The organism is Sinorhizobium sp. 7-81 (assembly GCF_030124405.1).
Classification (GTDB): Bacteria; Pseudomonadota; Alphaproteobacteria; order Rhizobiales; family Rhizobiaceae; genus Sinorhizobium; species Sinorhizobium psoraleae.
Genome location: NZ_JASKLT010000001.1, coordinates 754,555 through 772,018 on the forward strand (window position 1 = coordinate 754,555; position 17,464 = coordinate 772,018).

The 17,464-nt window shown below is 62.1% G+C and carries 14 protein-coding genes; 10 read left to right on the top strand and 4 right to left on the bottom strand.

Going from position 1 to position 17,464, the window contains the following annotated elements; genetic code table 11:
- Positions 1–154 precede the first annotated feature (154 nt).
- Complete coding sequence (locus QN224_RS03645; RefSeq protein ID WP_283975570.1) at positions 155–2,953, top strand: EAL domain-containing protein; 2,799 nt, start codon at positions 155–157, stop codon at positions 2,951–2,953.
- A 44-nt stretch (positions 2,954–2,997) separates the two neighbouring features.
- On the opposite strand, the gene QN224_RS03650 is transcribed toward QN224_RS03645, so the two are convergent.
- The 3 genes from QN224_RS03650 to groES all read right to left on the bottom strand — a co-directional run bounded on the left by QN224_RS03650 (position 2,998) and on the right by groES (position 5,963).
- Positions 2,998–3,426, bottom strand: a complete 429-nt coding sequence (locus tag QN224_RS03650) for a hypothetical protein (protein WP_283975571.1) — start codon at positions 3,424–3,426, stop codon at positions 2,998–3,000.
- 527 nt (positions 3,427–3,953) lie between these two features.
- Positions 3,954–5,591, bottom strand: coding sequence for a chaperonin GroEL (groL, locus tag QN224_RS03655; protein ID WP_173510721.1), 1,638 nt, complete (start codon positions 5,589–5,591; stop codon positions 3,954–3,956).
- Between the two features lie 75 nt (positions 5,592–5,666).
- On the bottom strand, positions 5,667–5,963 hold the full coding sequence (gene groES / locus QN224_RS03660) for a co-chaperone GroES (RefSeq protein WP_012706990.1): 297 nt from the start codon (positions 5,961–5,963) through the stop codon (positions 5,667–5,669).
- Between the two features lie 270 nt (positions 5,964–6,233).
- On the opposite strand from groES, the gene QN224_RS03665 reads away from it, so the two are divergent.
- From QN224_RS03665 to QN224_RS03690, 6 genes are all read left to right on the top strand, one after another.
- The gene (locus QN224_RS03665; protein ID WP_283975572.1) at positions 6,234–7,061 is read left to right on the top strand and encodes a sulfurtransferase/chromate resistance protein; all 828 of its coding nucleotides are present in this window, start codon (positions 6,234–6,236) and stop codon (positions 7,059–7,061) included.
- A gap of 187 nt (positions 7,062–7,248) precedes the next feature.
- On the top strand, positions 7,249–8,097 hold the full coding sequence (locus tag QN224_RS03670) for a TIGR01459 family HAD-type hydrolase (protein WP_269277673.1): 849 nt from the start codon (positions 7,249–7,251) through the stop codon (positions 8,095–8,097).
- 13 nt (positions 8,098–8,110) lie between these two features.
- A complete protein-coding gene (locus tag QN224_RS03675) occupies positions 8,111–9,094 on the top strand; it encodes a bifunctional riboflavin kinase/FAD synthetase (RefSeq protein ID WP_283975573.1) in 984 nt (327 codons plus the stop codon).
- A 280-nt stretch (positions 9,095–9,374) separates the two neighbouring features.
- Positions 9,375–12,284 carry an isoleucine--tRNA ligase gene (gene ileS, locus QN224_RS03680; protein ID WP_283975574.1) on the top strand — a complete coding sequence of 970 codons (2,910 nt, stop codon included), beginning with the start codon at positions 9,375–9,377 and terminating at the stop codon, positions 12,282–12,284.
- A gap of 134 nt (positions 12,285–12,418) precedes the next feature.
- Positions 12,419–13,039 carry a hypothetical protein gene (locus QN224_RS03685; protein WP_283975575.1) on the top strand — a complete coding sequence of 207 codons (621 nt, stop codon included), beginning with the start codon at positions 12,419–12,421 and terminating at the stop codon, positions 13,037–13,039.
- Positions 13,040–13,042: 3 nt separating this feature from the next.
- Positions 13,043–13,522, top strand: coding sequence for a GNAT family N-acetyltransferase (locus QN224_RS03690; protein ID WP_283975576.1), 480 nt, complete (start codon positions 13,043–13,045; stop codon positions 13,520–13,522).
- 114 nt (positions 13,523–13,636) lie between these two features.
- Here QN224_RS03690 and QN224_RS03695 read toward each other — a convergent pair whose 3' ends face one another.
- Positions 13,637–14,086 (bottom strand): nucleoside deaminase, encoded by a 450-nt coding sequence (locus QN224_RS03695; protein WP_283975577.1) that lies wholly within the window; start codon positions 14,084–14,086, stop codon positions 13,637–13,639.
- A gap of 72 nt (positions 14,087–14,158) precedes the next feature.
- On the opposite strand from QN224_RS03695, the gene QN224_RS03700 reads away from it, so the two are divergent.
- The 3 genes from QN224_RS03700 to QN224_RS03710 are packed head-to-tail and all read left to right on the top strand — an operon-like array spanning position 14,159 to position 17,464.
- Entirely contained in the window at positions 14,159–15,958 is a 1,800-nt protein-coding gene (locus QN224_RS03700; protein WP_283975578.1) for a pseudouridine synthase, read from the top strand.
- A 6-nt stretch (positions 15,959–15,964) separates the two neighbouring features.
- On the top strand, positions 15,965–16,525 hold the full coding sequence (rsmD, locus tag QN224_RS03705) for a 16S rRNA (guanine(966)-N(2))-methyltransferase RsmD (protein ID WP_283975579.1): 561 nt from the start codon (positions 15,965–15,967) through the stop codon (positions 16,523–16,525).
- Between the two features lie 54 nt (positions 16,526–16,579).
- Complete coding sequence (locus QN224_RS03710) at positions 16,580–17,464, top strand: patatin-like phospholipase family protein (RefSeq protein ID WP_283975580.1); 885 nt, start codon at positions 16,580–16,582, stop codon at positions 17,462–17,464.

Here is a 17,464-nt window from a genome sequence, read left to right on the forward strand (position 1 = left end):
TTCGGGATCCGTTAACGAAGAAAGCACTGTTCCGTTTCAGAGCAGTGGCCTTCGACGGATCTTCACGCTTCCTTAAACGGCCAAACGCCAACAGATACGACGAGGCGGCGCGGGCGATCTGCGTCCGCGTACTGCTTTGTTTGGGCGATCCGTGATGTTCAAGATCCTGACATGCCTCGCGGTGGAACACGATCCGCGACTGGTTGTATTGGCGGCGTTGATTTGCTTCCTGTCGAGTTTCGGCGCGGTCACCTTGCTTCAGCATGCGCGCGCTGCGACCGGCAGACCACGCGCAGTCTGGGTCGCCGCCGCCGGTATCGCCAGCGGCTTCGGGATATGGGCGACCCATTTCATCGCCATGCTTGCCTACGATCCGGGTGTCGTGGTCGGATATCAGGTCGACCTCACGACGCTGTCGCTGGCGGTGGCAATTGTCCTGACCACATCGGCGCTGGGCATCGCGACCTATGTGGCGGGGCGCGGCGGCTGGCTGTTCGGCGGTCTGGTGCTTGGCGCCGGCGTCGCCTCGATGCACTTTCTCGGCATGACGGCACTTGAAGTGAACGGCTCCATCCGCTGGGACGCGACGCTCGTCATCGTTTCGATCCTTGCCGGATCGCTGTTCGACGTGGCAGCGCTCTTCGCGGTCGCCCACGGTAATCAGCGGCTGAGGGTCAAGCTCCTTGCCACGGCGGCAATGACCCTTGGCATCGTGGCACTGCATTTCACCGCGATGGGCGCGGTGACGATCGAGGCTGGCCCGGCGGCCGAGGCGAGCCGAGGCATGATACAGCCGCATCTCTTGGCCTTCGTCATTGCCGGAACGGTTTTCTTCCTGCTGTCGATCGTTCTGATTGCCGCCGGTTTCGCCCGGCAGGCGGAGAGCCTGGCCGCCGCCTCGGATATGGACTTTGCCCGCCTCGTCCGCAGCGTCAAGGACTATGCGATCTGCATGCTCGACACCGAAGGCCATGTGGCCAGCTGGAATGCGGGCGCCGAGGCGAACAAGGGGTACACTGCCGACGAGATCATCGGCAGGAACTTCGCCTGCTTCTACGCAGCGGAAGAAAGAGAGGCGAAGCTGCCGCAACAGGCACTGCACCTCGCCCTTCTCAACGGGAAATATGAGGCGGAAGGCTGGCGCTTCCGCAAGGATGGTACGCGCTTCTGGGCGCATGTGGTTATCGAACCGATCATCGATGAAGGCGGACGGCACGCCGGTTTCATCAAGATTGCCAAGGACATCACCAAGGAAAAGGCGAACGCCGACCGCATCGCCGAGGTCAGCAAGAATCTCGACATTGCGCTGGAGAACATGACGCAGGGCATATGCCTGTTCGACAGTGCCGACCGCCTGCTGGTTTCGAACGGGCGTTGCCTCGAAATCTTCAGCCTCCCCGAGTCGCTCGCCGGAAGGGGGCTGACATTCCGGGAAATTCTCGATCGGGCATTTGCCCGGGCCTATCCCGATCCTGCGGTGGCGAAGGCCAAGGCGGAGGAAGCCTATCAGAAACATCGGATCGACATCGTCGGCAAGGGCGGAGCCGATCTCGTCGAGAAACTGCCGAACGGGCGCTCGATCCTGACGAAGCACCGCATGCTGCCGGACGGCGGGTGGGTCTCCACTTACGAAGACATCACCGAGCGACTGGACTCTGAGGAACAGATTTCGTTCCTCGCCCGACACGACAGCCTGACGGGGCTACCCAACCGGTTGCAGTTCAACAGCTACCTCGAGGAGGAGCTCGACGCCGCTGCCTGGTTCTCGCGCAAGGTGGCCGTCATCGGCATCGACCTGAACAAGTTCAAGGAAGTCAACGATCTGCACGGCCACGCGGCGGGCGACTTCGTGCTGGTCACGCTCGCGCAACGGATGAAGGCGTTTCTTCAGGATGGCGAGTTCGTTGCGCGTTTTGGGGGCGACGAGTTCGCGGCAGTAAAGCGTTTCGAAGAGCTTGCCGAACTCAATGATTTCCTGCGGCGCATCGAAAACTGCCTGCATGAGGAAATGCGCTTCGGCGATTTCGAGCTGAAATCCGGCGGCAGCATGGGCGTCGCGATCTATCCGCAGGACGCGGAGACCGCCGACACACTGATCAACAATGCCGATCTCGCCATGTATCGCGCCAAGGCGGCGTTGAACCAGACGGTCTGCTTCTACGAGGTTTCCATGGACGAGGCCGCCCGCAAGCGCAGGGCACTCGCAAACGACCTCTGGGACGCCGTCGAAAAGAAGCAACTGGCGCTTCACTATCAGGTGCAGAAATCGGTGATGACGGGCGACGTCACCGGCTATGAGGTGCTGTTGCGCTGGCACCATCCCGAGCGCGGCATGGTGCCGCCAAACGAATTCATCCCGTTGGCGGAGGAGTGCGGCGCGATCCTGCCGATCGGCGAATGGGTCTTGCGCGAGGCCTGCCGCGGGGCCGTCGGCTGGGACAGCCAACACAAGATTGCCGTCAACCTTTCGCCGGTGCAACTGGCCAATGGCGACATCGTCAGCCTCGTCCAGCAGGTGCTCGCGGAAACCGGGCTCAGCCCGAAGCGGCTCGAACTCGAGATCACAGAGTCTACCATCATCGACGATAAGGAACGCGCGCTGCTGACGCTGCGCCAGATCAAGGAGCTTGGGGTCACCATCGCCATCGATGACTTCGGCACCGGCTACTCGTCGCTGGAGACGTTGCGGTCGTTTCCTTTCGACAAGATCAAGCTCGACAAGAGCTTCATGTGGGAGGTCGAGGGCAGTCCTCAGGCGAAAGCGATTGTCCGGGCCATTCTCGCCCTTGGACAAAGCCTTTCCGTGCCGGTCCTCGCCGAGGGCGTCGAAACGCAGAGCCAGCTCGAGATCCTTCAAGCGGAGGGTTGCGACGAGGCGCAGGGCTACCTGCTCGGGCGACCCGCGCCCATCAGCGCCGTCGTCGGCACTCGGGTGCAAGCCGCTGTCGCTTGATGCGACTAGATCATTTCACTGTTTCGATGAAACAATGAAATGATCTATTGCCTCAGCACAACCTGCGCGCCTTCCACCATAAAACGCGGGAAGAAGAAGACCCCTGCCATCGAGCCTGAATAGCGCTCTTCGAGACCGGACGACTCACCGATGCAGAAGACCGGCTGCTTTTGCCCTGTTTCCAGGACGATCGTCGTGGAAAAGCAGAAGGTCGAGCAGGACGTTGCCGCCTGCTCGAAAAGTTCGAGCACGTGATTGCGATCGGCCGGATCGTAACAGCGGACGAAATTGAGCAATCCGCATTCGTTGTCGCGCAGACCGTGAATGGCCGCAGCCCTGTCACCGAGGATGAAGAGACCTGTGGTGAGATCGCCCGACCAGCCTTCGGAAACACAGAATTGCGCAAGTATTTCCTGATGCGGGAGCCCGTAAACGCCTGAGGAGAGGGAATTTGTTCTTGCGATCTTAAACACGGCTTACCCCAGAATGTGCCTCAGCGAACCATCCGTGTCCAAGCCGGACAGACGCATTTCCGAAAGACCGCTATGCCTGGCCCGAGGGCGAACGCGCTCCTCGGCCATGCTGATTACTTGGTCGATAGTTCCGGCGCAGAAATGACAGCCCGCCAAGCGAAGTCATTTCGCAAGAAGGTCGGCTATGTTGCGATCAGATATCCAATAGGCTTGGTGATGCTCTCTGCGAAAACGGGTGCACTAGCCGGCATCAAGAAAACGCGCACATGCGCGCTCAGTTGTGTCTGCCCTCCGGTCTCGCGTCAAGCGTCACTTTGGGCGCCCTTATAGTTCGTATTTTGCCTACTTCAACGATTTTTTGCGCTGATTTGGGCGGGGGTTCTTTTTACCGTGCGCCCTGTTCGAGATCAGCGGCGTGGTTTGACAAAACACAAAAAGGGCGGCTCGAAAGCCGCCCTTTCAGTCCGGTACCGGAATGGATCACGCGATGCTCTTTGAAACATCGCTGTGACAAGGCTGATGCCTTATCACATCATGTCCATTCCACCCATTCCGCCCATGCCGCCAGGCATTGCCGGAGCGTCCTTCTTCGGCAGCTCGGCGATCATGGCTTCGGTGGTGACGAGGAGGCCAGCAACCGAGGCTGCGTCCTGCAGGGCGGTGCGAACGACCTTGACCGGGTCGATGATGCCCATGGCGATCATGTCGCCATATTCACCGGTCTGTGCGTTGTAGCCGAAGTCGTCGGTGTTCTTCTCGAGGATCTTGCCGACAACGATGGAGGCTTCATCACCAGCGTTTTCCACGATCTGGCGGGCCGGAGCCTGCAGAGCGCGGCGAACGATGTTGATACCGGCTTCCTGATCGTCGTTTTCGCCCTTGACGGTGATCTTGACCGAGGAGCGCAGCAGGGCAACGCCGCCGCCCGGTACGATACCTTCCTGAACGGCAGCGCGCGTCGCATTGAGTGCGTCGTCGATGCGGTCCTTCTTTTCTTTCACTTCAACTTCGGTCGCACCGCCGACGCGGATGACGGCGACGCCGCCAGCGAGCTTGGCCAGGCGCTCCTGCAGCTTCTCGCGGTCGTAGTCCGAAGTGGTTTCTTCGATCTGGGCCTTGATCTGTGCAACCCGGCCTTCGATATCCGACTTCTGGCCGGCACCGTCGACGATCGTCGTGTTTTCCTTGGAGATCGAAACCTTCTTCGCACGGCCGAGCATGTCGAGCGTGACGTTTTCAAGCTTGATGCCGAGGTCTTCGGAGATCACCGTGCCGCCCGTCAGGATGGCGATGTCTTCGAGCATGGCCTTGCGGCGGTCGCCGAAGCCCGGAGCCTTGACAGCAGCGATCTTCAGGCCGCCGCGCAGCTTGTTGACGACGAGCGTTGCGAGCGCTTCGCCTTCGACGTCTTCAGCGATGATGAGGAGCGGTTTGCCGTTCTGGACGACAGCTTCGAGAACCGGGAGCATCGCCTGGAGGTTGGAGAGCTTCTTCTCGTGCAGGAGAATGAAAGCGTCTTCGAGGTCGGCGACCATCTTTTCCGGGTTCGTGACGAAGTAGGGCGAAAGGTAGCCGCGGTCGAACTGCATGCCTTCGACGACTTCAAGTTCGGTTTCGGCGGTCTTGGCTTCTTCGACCGTGATGACGCCTTCGTTGCCGACCTTCTGCATTGCTTCTGCAATGTCGAGGCCGATCTGCTTTTCACCGTTTGCGGAGATCGTGCCGACCTGGGCAACTTCTTCCGAGGTGTTGATCTTCTTGGCCTTGGCTTGCAGGTCCTTGACGACTTCGGTGACGGCGAGGTCGATGCCGCGCTTCAGGTCCATCGGGTTCATGCCGGCAGCAACGGCCTTGGCGCCTTCGCGAACGATTGCCTGGGCGAGAACGGTTGCGGTCGTCGTGCCGTCGCCGGCGATGTCATTGGTCTTCGAAGCGACTTCGCGGACCATCTGGGCGCCCATGTTCTCGAACTTGTCTTCGAGTTCGATTTCCTTGGCGACCGAAACGCCGTCCTTGGTGATGCGCGGAGCGCCGAAGGACTTGTCGATGACGACGTTACGACCCTTCGGGCCGAGCGTCACCTTGACTGCATCGGCGAGAATGTCGACGCCGCGCAGCATCTTCTCGCGCGCGGAACGGCCGAACTTGACTTCTTTAGCTGCCATTTTTGAAAGCTCCTGGTTTCGAAGTTCCGGGACGTGCCCGGTTTCAAATTACGGAAGTTGAAGGGTGTCGGCCGATCAGCCGATGATGCCCATGATGTCGGCTTCCTTCATGATCAGAAGGTCTTCGCCGTTGATCTTGACTTCGGTGCCGGACCACTTGCCGAACAGGACGCGGTCGCCAGCCTTGACATCGAGCGGAACAACCTTGCCGCTTTCGTCACGGGCACCCGAACCGACAGCCACGATTTCGCCTTCTTGCGGCTTTTCCTTTGCGGTGTCCGGAATGATGATGCCGCCCTTGGTCTTTTCTTCAGACTCGACGCGGCGGACGACGACGCGGTCGTGCAGCGGACGGAAATTGGTGCTTGCCATTGTCTAATCCCTCGATCAAATGACACTGCGGATCACTGATGGATCCACTGGATGGGTGTTAGCACTCATATCTCACGAGTGCTAGCGCCAGCCGAGATAGGACCGTGCGCCAAATGAGTCAAGGATCGAGCGCGAGATTTTTTGCTGCCCATGATCGTTGACACGCCGCGGGCTTTTTTGGTTTAACCATCACATGGGGTAAGCGAATGCCCCACGAGGCGTCATGCCGGAATTTCGCGTCCAATAGCAACCATCTAAAGGACGTAAACGATGGCATCCTTCAGCTCCATTTCTTCCGACAAATTGGCCAGGCTTCTCGGAACCGCTAAAGCACCTGTCCTCATCGACGTGCGCGATGACGACGACCTCGCCGCCGATCCCTATCTCGTGCCCGGCTCCTTCCATCGCGCCCAGGCGGGCGCCCGGCAATGGACGGAGCTCTACCGTGGGCAAAACGTCGTCGCCCTCTGCCGGCACGGCGGCAAGCTCAGCGAGGGTGTTGCAGCCTGGCTCCGGCACGCGGGCGCAACCGCGGAGATTTTGGAAGGCGGTGTCGAGGCATGGCGCGAGGCAGGTCTGCCGCTCGTGCCGGTCGCGAGCCTGCCGAACGCCGATCCGTCGGGTGGCTCCGTGTGGGTCACCCGGTCCCGGCCGAAGATCGATCGCATTGCCTGCCCGTGGCTGATCCGCCGTTTCGTCGATCCGCATGCGACCTTCCTCTACGTCACGGCGTCGGAGGTCTCGGCCGTCGGCGAGCGTTTTGGCGCGACACCTTTCGATATCGAAGGCGTCTTCTGGAGCCATCGCGGCGAGGACTGCACATTCGATACGATGGTCAAGGAATTCGGTCTTTCCTTCCCAGCCCTCGAACATGTCGCGCGGATCGTGCGTGGAGCGGACACCGACAGGCACGATCTCGAAGCGGAAGCAGCCGGCCTTCTGGCCGTCTCGCTGGGGCTTTCCCGGATGTACTCCGACGACCTGGAGCAGCTTGAAGCGGGAATGACGCTTTACGATGCGCTTTACCGTTGGGCACGTGATGCCACCCAGGAGAAGCATGATTGGGTCTCGCACGGTGGCAAGGGGAAGCGGACGTGAACGAGAAAATACCGGCGGGCCCCACGCCCGCTCTTTCTTTGCCGAGGCCGCGAAGGTCTTTCTGAGTTGCCGGCAACATTGTGCGGCCGAATTCTTGGGAAGCGCCGCGTTTTTCTGAACGCGAGGCTTGTATTCTTTGCCCTTCCTTGCGATGTGAGCCGAGAAGCCGAGTTTGCGGGAAGCCGATATGGCCGTAAGGATCAACAGTTTTCGGGAAATCACCAGCCGATACGATGTGGTGCTCTGCGATGTCTGGGGCGTTCTTCACAATGGCGTCCAGGCCTTCGCTTCGGCGTGCGAAGCACTTGCGGAGGCGCGGGCACGAGGCCTGACCGTCGTCCTGATTACCAATTCGCCGCGGCCGCATCCGGGCGTCAAGGTGCAGATCCGCGGCCTTGGGGTTCCCGACGAGGCCTATGACCGTATCGTTACCTCCGGCGACGTCACCCGCGCGTTGATCTCGGCCGCGGCGAAACGGATCTTCTTCATCGGGGCTGACCGCGATCTTCCGCTGCTCGAAGGCCTCGGCACAGAGATCGTTGCGGCGGAGGATGCCGAGACCATCGTCTGCGCCGGTTTTTATGACGATGAAACCGAAACGCCGGAACATTATCGTGCGACATTGACGGGGCTCGCCACACGGAAGGTCCCGTTCATCTGCGCCAATCCCGACCTCGTCGTCGAGCGCGGGCATCGGCTGATTCCCTGCGCCGGTGCCATTGCCAAGCTCTATGAGGAGCTCGGTGGCGAGGCCCGCATTGCCGGCAAGCCCTATATCGCGATCTACCGCGCCGCCTTGGCTGAAGCTAAGGCTGCGCGCGGCGCATTCGACCTGTCCCGCGTCATCGCGATCGGCGATGGAATGCCGACCGACGTGAAGGGCGCGCAGGACGCGGGTTTCGACCTGCTTTATATCAGCGCAGGCATTCATGCGCAGGAATACATGCATGAGAGCCGCACCGACGAGGCGAAACTCGCCGCCTTCCTGAAAAGGGAAGGGGCTGCGCCGAAGTGGTGGATGCCGCGGCTCGGCTGACGGGAAGACGGACATGACGGTTTTTCATCGCAACGAAACCCGTGATCCGCTTCCGGAGCGCCTGCGCGGCGGCGTTATCGCGATCGGCAATTTCGATGGCGTTCATCGCGGCCATCAGTCGGTGTTGAACCGGGCGCTGAATGAGGCGGCGAAACGCGGCGTTCCCGCGCTCGTCCTGACTTTCGAGCCGCATCCACGCACGGTCTTCAGGCCGGACACGCCGGTCTTCCGCCTGACGCCGGCGCCGCTCAAGGCCCGCATCCTCGAAGGCATGGGCTTTGGCGCCGTCATCGAATATCCCTTCGACCGGACGTTTTCCGAGCTTTCTGCGTCCGATTTCATCCATCGGATCCTGCGGGAATGGCTGCATGCGTCCCATGTCGTCACCGGCTTCGACTTCCATTTCGGCAAGGGGCGCGAAGGCGGCCCGGCCTTCCTGATGGCCGCCGGTGAGCGGGAGGGTTTTGGCGTCACGCTCGTCGATGCCTTCCGCGACGAAAACGCTTCCGTCATTTCGTCGAGCTTCATTCGTTCCTTGCTCGCGGAAGGGGACGTCTCGCATGCGGCGGGACTCCTCGGTTACCGTTATCTCGTCGAGGCGGAAGTGATCGGCGGCAAGCGGCTCGGGCGCACGCTCGGCTATCCGACCGCCAATATGAGACTGCAGCCGGAAGCGGAGCTTAAGAATGGAATCTACGCCGTGCGGTTCCGCCGGGCGGACGGCTCTCTCTATGACGGCGTCGCAAGCTTCGGCCGCCGCCCGACCGTCGACAGCGACGGGGAACCTCTGCTGGAGACCTTCGTTTTCGATTTCTCCGATGACATCTATGGCGAAGTCTGCAGCGTTTCCTTCTTCGGTTATCTCCGCGACGAACTCAAGTTCGATGGACTGGAGCCGCTGATGGAACAGATCAAGCGCGATGCCGAGGAGGCGCGACGCCTTCTTGCCGGCGTTTCCCCCCTGAGCGAGATCGACCAAAGGCTCAACTTCTCCTGAGTGCTCTGGAAGAGGCTGCCTTTCCGCTGTCAAAGAATTTGGTCGCGCGACGTTGGCGGACCTTTTCAAAAGGCCGAAAACGCCTTAAAGAACCCGCCACTATGATCCGGCACCATCGAGCGATCATCGATCTGCGAATTATTGGCCCGGCTTTCCGCGCGCACTAGGCAGCGCCGGAAGGTCCGGGATTTTGGCGTTTTCAACGCCCCCATCATCTTCGAAAGACCGAACCCTTCCGCATGCGTGACGGATCCGCGCGGAAAAGACGATTGCGAAAACCATGACCGAGACCGCTGAAAAGATCGACTATTCTTCCACCCTCTATCTGCCGCAGACGGAGTTTCCGATGCGCGCCGGTCTGCCGCAGAAGGAGCCGGAAACGGTTGCCCGTTGGCAGAAGATGGGCCTCTACAAGAAACTCCGGGCATCGGCTGCCGGGCGCGAGAAGTTCGTGCTGCATGACGGCCCGCCCTACGCCAACGGCAACATCCATATCGGCCATGCGTTGAACAAGATCCTGAAGGACGTGATCAACCGCTCGTTCCAGATGCGTGGCTTCGACGCCAACTACGTCCCGGGTTGGGACTGCCACGGCCTGCCAATCGAGTGGAAGATCGAGGAAAAGTACCGCGAGAAGGGCAAGAACAAGGACGAGGTCCCGGTCAACGAGTTCCGCAAGGAGTGCCGTGACTTCGCCAGCGGCTGGATCGAGGTCCAGACCGAGGAGTTCAAGCGCCTTGGCATCGAAGGTGATTTCGAGCGGCCGTATACGACGATGAACTTCCATGCGGAAGCCCGCATCGCCGGCGAGTTGATGAAGATCGCCAAAGCCGGCCAGCTCTATCGCGGTTCGAAGCCGGTCATGTGGTCGGTCGTCGAGCGCACGGCGCTCGCCGAGGCCGAAGTCGAATATGCCGATGTCGAAAGCGACATGATCTGGGTGAAGTTCCCGGTCGTCGAAGGTCCGGATGCACTCGCCGGCGCCTTCGTCGTCATCTGGACCACCACGCCCTGGACGATCCCCGGCAACCGGGCGATCGCCTATTCGTCCCGTTATGCCTATGGTCTCTATGAAGTCGCGACGGCCGAAAACGACTACGGCCCGCAGCCGGGCGAAAGACTGATCTTCGCCAAGCGTCTTGCTGACGAATCGGCCGCCAAGGCGAAGGTGACGTTCAATTTCGTCCGCGATATCGAGGCAGACGAGCTCAGGGCAGTCACTTGTGCCCACCCGCTGCACGGTCTCGGCGGCGGCTATGCCTTCCATGTGCCGCTGCTCGACGGCGATCACGTGACGGATGATGCCGGTACCGGCTTCGTTCATACGGCTCCCGGTCACGGCCGCGAAGACTTTGATGCCTGGATGGACAGCGCCCGGGCCCTCGAGGCGCGCGGCATCTCCTCTGCGATCCCGTTCACGGTCGACGATGCCGGCTATTTCACCGCCGATGCACCGGGCTTCGGGCCGGACGCGGAAGGCGGCGCAGGTCGTGTTATCGACGACAAGGGCAAGAAGGGCGACGCCAATGATCGCGTGATCAAGGCGCTGATTGCCCGCCACGCGCTCTTTGCTCGTGGTCGCTTGAAGCACTCCTATCCGCATTCCTGGCGGTCGAAGAAGCCGGTCATCTTCCGCAACACGCCGCAGTGGTTTGTCTACATGGACAAGGACTTCGGTGATGGCACGACCTTGCGCTCGCGCGCCTTGAAGGCGATCGACGGCACCCGCTTCGTGCCCGGTGCCGGCCAGAACCGCTTGCGTGCGATGATCGAGCAGCGGCCCGACTGGGTGCTTTCGCGCCAGCGCGCCTGGGGCGTGCCGATCGCGATCTTTGCCGACGACCAGGGCGAAATCCTCATCGACGACGCCGTCAACGCGCGCATCCTCGAAGCCTTCGAGAAGGAGGGCGCCGACGCCTGGTTTGCCGAAGGCGCCAAGGAGCGTTTCCTCGGCAACGATCATGACCATGCCAAGTGGCATCAGGTCATGGACATTCTCGACGTCTGGTTCGATTCCGGTTCGACCCACACCTTCACGCTGGAGGATCGGCCCGACCTGAAATGGCCGGCCGACGTCTATCTCGAGGGTTCTGACCAGCACCGCGGCTGGTTCCACTCGTCGTTGCTCGAAAGCTGCGCGACGCGGGGCCGCGCGCCCTACAACGCCGTCGTCACCCATGGCTTCACCATGGATGAGAAGGGCGAGAAGATGTCGAAGTCGAAGGGCAACACCGTCACGCCGCAGGAGGTGATGAAGGATGCCGGTGCCGACATCCTGCGCCTCTGGGTGATGACGACGGACTACTGGGAAGACCAGCGTCTCGGCAAGACCATCATCCAGACCAACATCGACGCATACCGCAAACTCAGGAACACTGTCCGCTGGATGCTCGGCACGCTCGCGCATGACAAGGGCGAGGTGATCGCGCTGTCAGACATGCCGGAACTCGAACAGCTGATGCTGCACCGCTTGGCCGAACTCGACCGGTTGGTGCGCGAAGGCTACGACGCCTTCGACTTCAAGCGGATCGCCCGTGCGCTCATCGAGTTCTCGAATGTCGAGCTGTCCGCTTTCTATTTCGATATCCGCAAGGACGCGCTTTACTGCGACGCACCGTCCTCCATCCGTCGCCGCGCCGCGCTGCATGTCATCCGCACGCTGTTCGATTGCCTGGTGACCTGGCTTGCGCCGATGCTGCCCTTCACCGCCGAGGAAGCCTGGCTTTCGCGCAATCCGGAAGCCGTCTCGGTGCATCTGGAGCAGTTCCCGGCCGTGCCGACGGAGTGGCGCAACGATGCGCTCGCCGAGAAGTGGCGCAAGATCCGCGAGGTCCGCAAGGTCGTGACCGGTGCACTGGAAATCGAACGCAAGGACAAGCGCATCGGCTCGTCGCTGGAAGCGGCGCCTGTCGTCCATGTGGCGGACGCCGATTTGCGCCAGGCGCTCGAGGGTCAGGACTTTGCCGAGATCTGCATCACATCGGCGATCGAGATCGTCGGCTCCGAAGGACCGGCCGATGCCTTCGCCTTGCCCGAGGTTGCCAGGGTCCGTGTCGTGCCGAGACTGGCCGAGGGCCAGAAGTGCGCCCGCTCCTGGCGAATCACTAGGGATGTCGGGTCCGACCCGCTCTATCCGGACGTTTCCGCCCGCGATGCAGGTGCCCTGAGGGAACTCGGTTTCAAGCCTTAACGTATCGTTTTACCGGATGAATTGCGCTTGCCGCGTTCATCCGGTACAACCCTGCCCGAAATTTGGCGGATTTTTCGGCCAAGGGGCGCTGAGTGGCCGCGGCATGTGATGTGCGGCTGGCTGGAAGGAAATTCATGGAAATGACGCGAGAGTTGCGAGTTGTTGCCAGCATTGCCGCCATCGTGGCGGGCGGCCTGGTGCTGTCGGGCTGCATCGGCGGTCCAACCTACGGCACGGACAAGACGGCCGGCGAACAGTTGCTCGACGACCTCGGCAGCGCCGTGAGCCTCGCCCCGCCGAAGCGCGATCCGGTCAAATATCAACCCCGCCCGGCGCTCGTGCTGCCGCCGCAAGGACAGCAGACTGCCTTGATCGAGCCGCAGAAGTCGCTGGCAAGCCGCGAAGCCAACCCGGAGTGGGTCGAGTCGCCAGAGGAAGTCCGCCAGCGCCTGCGTGAAGAGGCCGAGGCCAACAAGAACGATCCCAACTATGTCTCGCCGCTGGCGAAGGCGAGCGCCAATGGCCGCCGTCTTTCGGCCAACGAGCAACAGGAGGCCTATCGGGAGGCCCGCAAGCTCGAGATGGGGGCGTATTCGGACAAGCGCCGTTTCTTGAGCGATCCACCGATCGAATACCGCCGTCTTCCGGAGGGCGCCGAAGCGGATCTCGGCGAGCCGGAAAAGGTGAAGGAGCGCCGCCGCAAGAAGGAGGCGCAGATCGCCAACAGCGGCAGCAAATGGTGGTGGCCGTTCTAAGCCATGGCAGCCAGCATTCGCAACGCGGTCCCGGAAGATGCGGAAACGATTCTGCGCTTCATCACGGAACTCGCGATCTACGAAAAGGCGGAGCATGAAGTCGAGGCGACGGTCGAACGCTTGCAAGCTTCGCTTTTCGGTCCGGACGCCATTACCCGTGCGATCATCTGCGAGGTCGACGGAATACCTGCCGGGTTCGCCATTTGGTTCTACAATTACTCCACCTGGCAGGCGCGCAAGGGTCTCTATCTCGAAGACCTTTATGTCACGCCTGAATACCGTGGGTCTGGTGCTGGAAAGCTGCTTCTGAAGCATCTGGCGCGTACCGCCATCGCCGAAGGCTGCGATCGCTTCGAATGGAGCGTTCTCGATTGGAACGAGCCGGCCATCCGGGTCTATGAGGCGATCGGCGCGGAGCCCATGTCGGAATGGAAGCGTTACCGGCTCGCGGGGGCGGCGCTGAAGGCATTTGCCGAGAATTGACCGCTGCGGCGATTAGAGCAATTCCAGGGAAAGTGTTTAACGGTTTTCCGTCCGGAATTGTGCAGTTTCAAAGGGTTGGTTCATTGCATTGCTTCAACGGAACAATGAAATGATCTAACGCTTGCCGGCAAAGAAATCGCGAAGGATATCGGCGGCTTCCCGCTCGGCGAGGCCGGAATAGACATCCGGGACGTGATGGCAGGTGGGCGACGCATAGAATCTCACGCCGCTGTCGACCGCGCCACCTTTCGGGTCCTCCGCACCGTAGTAAAGGCGGCGTATTCGGGCGAAGGAGATCGCCGCCGCGCACATGGTGCAGGGTTCCAGCGTGACGTAGAGATCTGCTCCCGTCAGCCGTTCGGTGCCGACGCTGGCGGCAGCCTGACGGATCGCTTCGATCTCGGCATGAGCTGTGATGTCGTTGAGTTCGCGGGTTCGGTTTCCGGCGGCGGCGACGATCCGGCCGTCGAGCACGACGACGGCGCCGATCGGCACTTCGCCGCGTGCCGCCGCTTTCCTGGCCTCTTCGAGGGCCGAATCCATGAAGCGCGTCGTATCCGTCATCGCTCGATAATAATTTCTCTTAACCCACGGCGCTTGACCTGATAGGACAGCCGCAAAAGGCAGGCAACACAAATGACATCCAAAGACAAGTTCACGCGGCCCGGCGGCAAGACCAACGGCCGGGAAAAGAAGCCTCGTTCCGGTGACAAGAAGGCCGGCGCCAGCGGGTCCGCCAAGGCTCGGCCGGCTGCAAGCGCGCCGCCCGGTGCGGATGAGCCGCAGCGCATCTCGAAAATCCTCTCGCGCGCCGGCGTTGCCTCCCGCCGCGACGTCGAGCGGATGATCATGGAAGGGCGCGTCAAGCTCAACGGCGTCGTGCTCGACACGCCTGTGGTCAACGCAACGCTTGCCGACAGCATAGAGGTCGACGGTCATCCGATCCGCGGCATCGAACGCACGAGGCTCTGGCTTTATCACAAGCCGGCCGGACTGGTGACGACCAATGCCGATCCGGAGGGCCGACCGACGGTTTTCGAGAGACTGCCGGAAGGATTGCCGCGCGTGCTTTCGATCGGCCGCCTCGATATCAATACCGAGGGCCTGCTGCTGCTGACGAACGACGGTGGTCTCGCTCGCGTGCTCGAACTGCCCTCGACCGGCTGGCTGCGTCGATACCGCGTCCGCGCCCATGGCGAGATCGACCAGGAAGCGCTCGACCGGTTGAAGGAGGGCATCGCCGTTGATGGCGTCCTCTACGGGGCGATCGAGGCTACGCTCGACAGGGTCCAGGGATCGAACGTCTGGATTACCATGGGCCTGCGCGAAGGCAAGAACCGAGAGATCAAGAACGTGCTCGGCGCGCTTGGCCTTGATGTGAATCGACTGATCCGCATTTCCTATGGTCCCTTCCAACTGGGCGACCTGCCGGAAGGCCATGTTCAGGAAATTCGCGGCCGCACGCTCAGGGACCAGCTCGGTCCGCGCCTCATTGAGGACGCGAAGGCGAACTTCGACGCGCCTCTCTACAATGACCAGCCCGCGGCCGAGAAGGATGATCACGATGAGGTCGCCGGGGATGCCGACAAGGCGGAACGCGCCGGACGGCGAGAAAAGCCGGAGGACAAGCGCGAGCGTGCGCTTGCCCGCCTTGATACGCGGCGCGATGAAGGCCGCTCCCGCGACCGAGGTGAGCGTTCCGCCGGCAGGTCCGCAGACCGTCCCGCCCGGGCACCGGCGAAACGCAGCCGCACCGCCAATGTCTGGATGGCGCCGGGCGCGCGACCGGTAGCCGAAAAGAAGCCGAAATCGGCGGAAGAGGAAGCTTCCGCGAAGCCGGCTCGTCGCGAACGTCCGGAAGGCGCGCCGAAGACAAAACGCTATGGCCGCACCAAGGACGGCTTGGCGACGAAGACATCGGGAAAGTTCGACCCCGACCGCAAAGGTGGGGCAGCCAAGGGCGCTGCCCGCCCGGAGCGTGCTCCGCGGCCGTCCGTCAGGCGCGGGGGTGAAGATGGGGACTGGATCAGCGCCAGCGAACCGGTCGGCCGCAAGGACGATTCGCGCGAAGGCGGCTTCGAGCGGCGCCGATCCTTCGATGCTGCGGAACGGAAATCACGGGACCACGGCGATCGCCCGCCCCGTCGGGAAAGCAGCGAGCGTCCGGCGCGGGCTGGAGGCGACAGTCGTGCAGTTTCCGGAAAGCCACGGACAAATCGCAGCGAGGGAGATCGGCCCCAAGGCCGTGAAGGTGGAGACCGCTCCTTTGGCGATCGGTCTCGTGGGAAGCCGGCAGGCGGCAAGCCGGCCGGCGGAAAGCCCTTCGGTCAGCGCTCCAGTGGTCCCCGCGGCGGCAAGCCCGGTGGCGGTAAGCCGGGTGGCGGCAAATCAGGCGGCCGCCCTGGCGGCGGCAAGCCCCGCGGCAAGGGAAAGTGACCGAGCGTGCGCATCGTCGGCGGAGAGTTTCGCGGCCGCGCACTGGCCACGCCCAAGTCCCACGATATTCGTCCGACAACTGACCGGACGCGCGAAAGCCTGTTCAATATTCTGAGCCACGCCTATCCGGAGGCGCTTGACGGCACCCGGATGCTCGATCTTTTTGCCGGTACCGGCGCTGTCGGGCTCGAAGCCCTGTCGCGTGGCTGCCGACAGGCGCTCTTCGTCGAGCAGGGCGTCGAGGGCAGAGGCCTGCTACGGGTCAATATCGAGACGCTCGGCCTTCAGGGGCGTGCAAAGATTTTTCGTCGCGATGCGACCGACCTCGGGCCGGTCGGGACGATGGAGCCGTTTCATCTGGTTTTCGCAGATCCGCCCTATGCCAAGGGACTCGGTGAGCGCGCGCTTGCGGCGGCCGCGGCGGGCAGGTGGCTCGTCCCAGGGGCCTTGGCTATTCTGGAGGAACGCGCTGACGTGCAGCCTCAGCCGCCCGAGCAATTCGAACGGCTCGATGTGCGCGCCTTTGGCGATACGCGGATGCACTTCTACCGCTTCCGTGGCGATTGACTCGCTCGCCTACGGGCGGCGGGTCGAGTGGTCGGCGGATGAACGGAGACCTTGATGAAACAGGAAGCCCTGTCTGAGACGATGCCACCCGCGACCGACCGCCGACCGACGATCGCACTGGCTCTGGGCGGCGGCGGCGCACGCGGCCTGGCGCACATTCACATTATCGAGGCCCTCGACGAGATGGGCATCCGGCCCGTGGCGATTGCCGGTTCGTCAATCGGCGCGCTCATGGGCGCGGGAATGGCGGCCGGCATGAGCGGCGAGGAAATCCGCCAGCACGTCCTCTCGACCGTCGGTCACCGCGGTGAAGTGCTCAACCGCCTCTGGCGCTTGAGGCCGGCCAGCCTGTCCGAGGCGATGTCGACTGGTTTCCGTTTCGGCCAGTTCAACATCGAACGAGTCTTGAAAGCCTTCCTGCCCGAAGCGCTCCCTAACCGTTTTTCCGATCTGCTCATCCCGCTGAAAATCATGGCGACGGACTATTACGGCCAGACGGAACACGTCTGTGAAAGCGGCGATCTGCACCAGGCACTTGCGGCCTCCTGCGCCCTGCCGGCCGTTTTCATGCCGGTGAAGATCGATGGCCGCGTCATGATCGACGGCGGCATCTACAATCCCATCCCTTTCGATCATCTGCGTGGCTTGGCTGACATCGTACTCGCCATCGATGTAGTCGGCGGACCTGATGGTGACGGCAGGACGATCCCGAGCCGCATCGACAGTCTGTTCGGAGCGAGCCAGCTCATGATGCAATCCATCATCGCGATGAAAATGAAGGCGGGCGCACCCGACATTCTGCTGCGCCCCGATGTCGGCCGGTTCCGCGTCCTCGATTTCTTCCGTGCTCATGAGATACTGGCGGCCACGACCGGCACCAGGGAACAGGTCAAGCGTGCACTCTCCGAACGGATCGAGAGCTGGAGGAATATCGGCTGA

Excerpts from the sequence above, each read along its gene's own strand:
- groES (WP_012706990.1), bottom strand. The coding sequence starts at position 5,963 with ATGGCAAGCACCAATTTCCGTCCGCTGCACGACCGCGTCGTCGTCCGC.
- groL (WP_173510721.1), bottom strand. The coding sequence starts at position 5,591 with ATGGCAGCTAAAGAAGTCAAGTTCGGCCGTTCCGCGCGCGAGAAGATG.
- QN224_RS03675 (WP_283975573.1), top strand. The coding sequence starts at position 8,111 with ATGACGGTTTTTCATCGCAACGAAACCCGTGATCCGCTTCCGGAGCGC.
- QN224_RS03670 (WP_269277673.1), top strand. The coding sequence starts at position 7,249 with ATGGCCGTAAGGATCAACAGTTTTCGGGAAATCACCAGCCGATACGAT.
- QN224_RS03690 (WP_283975576.1), top strand. The coding sequence starts at position 13,043 with ATGGCAGCCAGCATTCGCAACGCGGTCCCGGAAGATGCGGAAACGATT.
- QN224_RS03710 (WP_283975580.1), top strand. The coding sequence starts at position 16,580 with ATGAAACAGGAAGCCCTGTCTGAGACGATGCCACCCGCGACCGACCGC.
- QN224_RS03695 (WP_283975577.1), bottom strand. The coding sequence starts at position 14,086 with ATGACGGATACGACGCGCTTCATGGATTCGGCCCTCGAAGAGGCCAGG.
- QN224_RS03645 (WP_283975570.1), top strand. The coding sequence starts at position 155 with ATGTTCAAGATCCTGACATGCCTCGCGGTGGAACACGATCCGCGACTG.
- QN224_RS03700 (WP_283975578.1), top strand. The coding sequence starts at position 14,159 with ATGACATCCAAAGACAAGTTCACGCGGCCCGGCGGCAAGACCAACGGC.
- ileS (WP_283975574.1), top strand. The coding sequence starts at position 9,375 with ATGACCGAGACCGCTGAAAAGATCGACTATTCTTCCACCCTCTATCTG.
- QN224_RS03665 (WP_283975572.1), top strand. The coding sequence starts at position 6,234 with ATGGCATCCTTCAGCTCCATTTCTTCCGACAAATTGGCCAGGCTTCTC.
- QN224_RS03685 (WP_283975575.1), top strand. The coding sequence starts at position 12,419 with ATGGAAATGACGCGAGAGTTGCGAGTTGTTGCCAGCATTGCCGCCATC.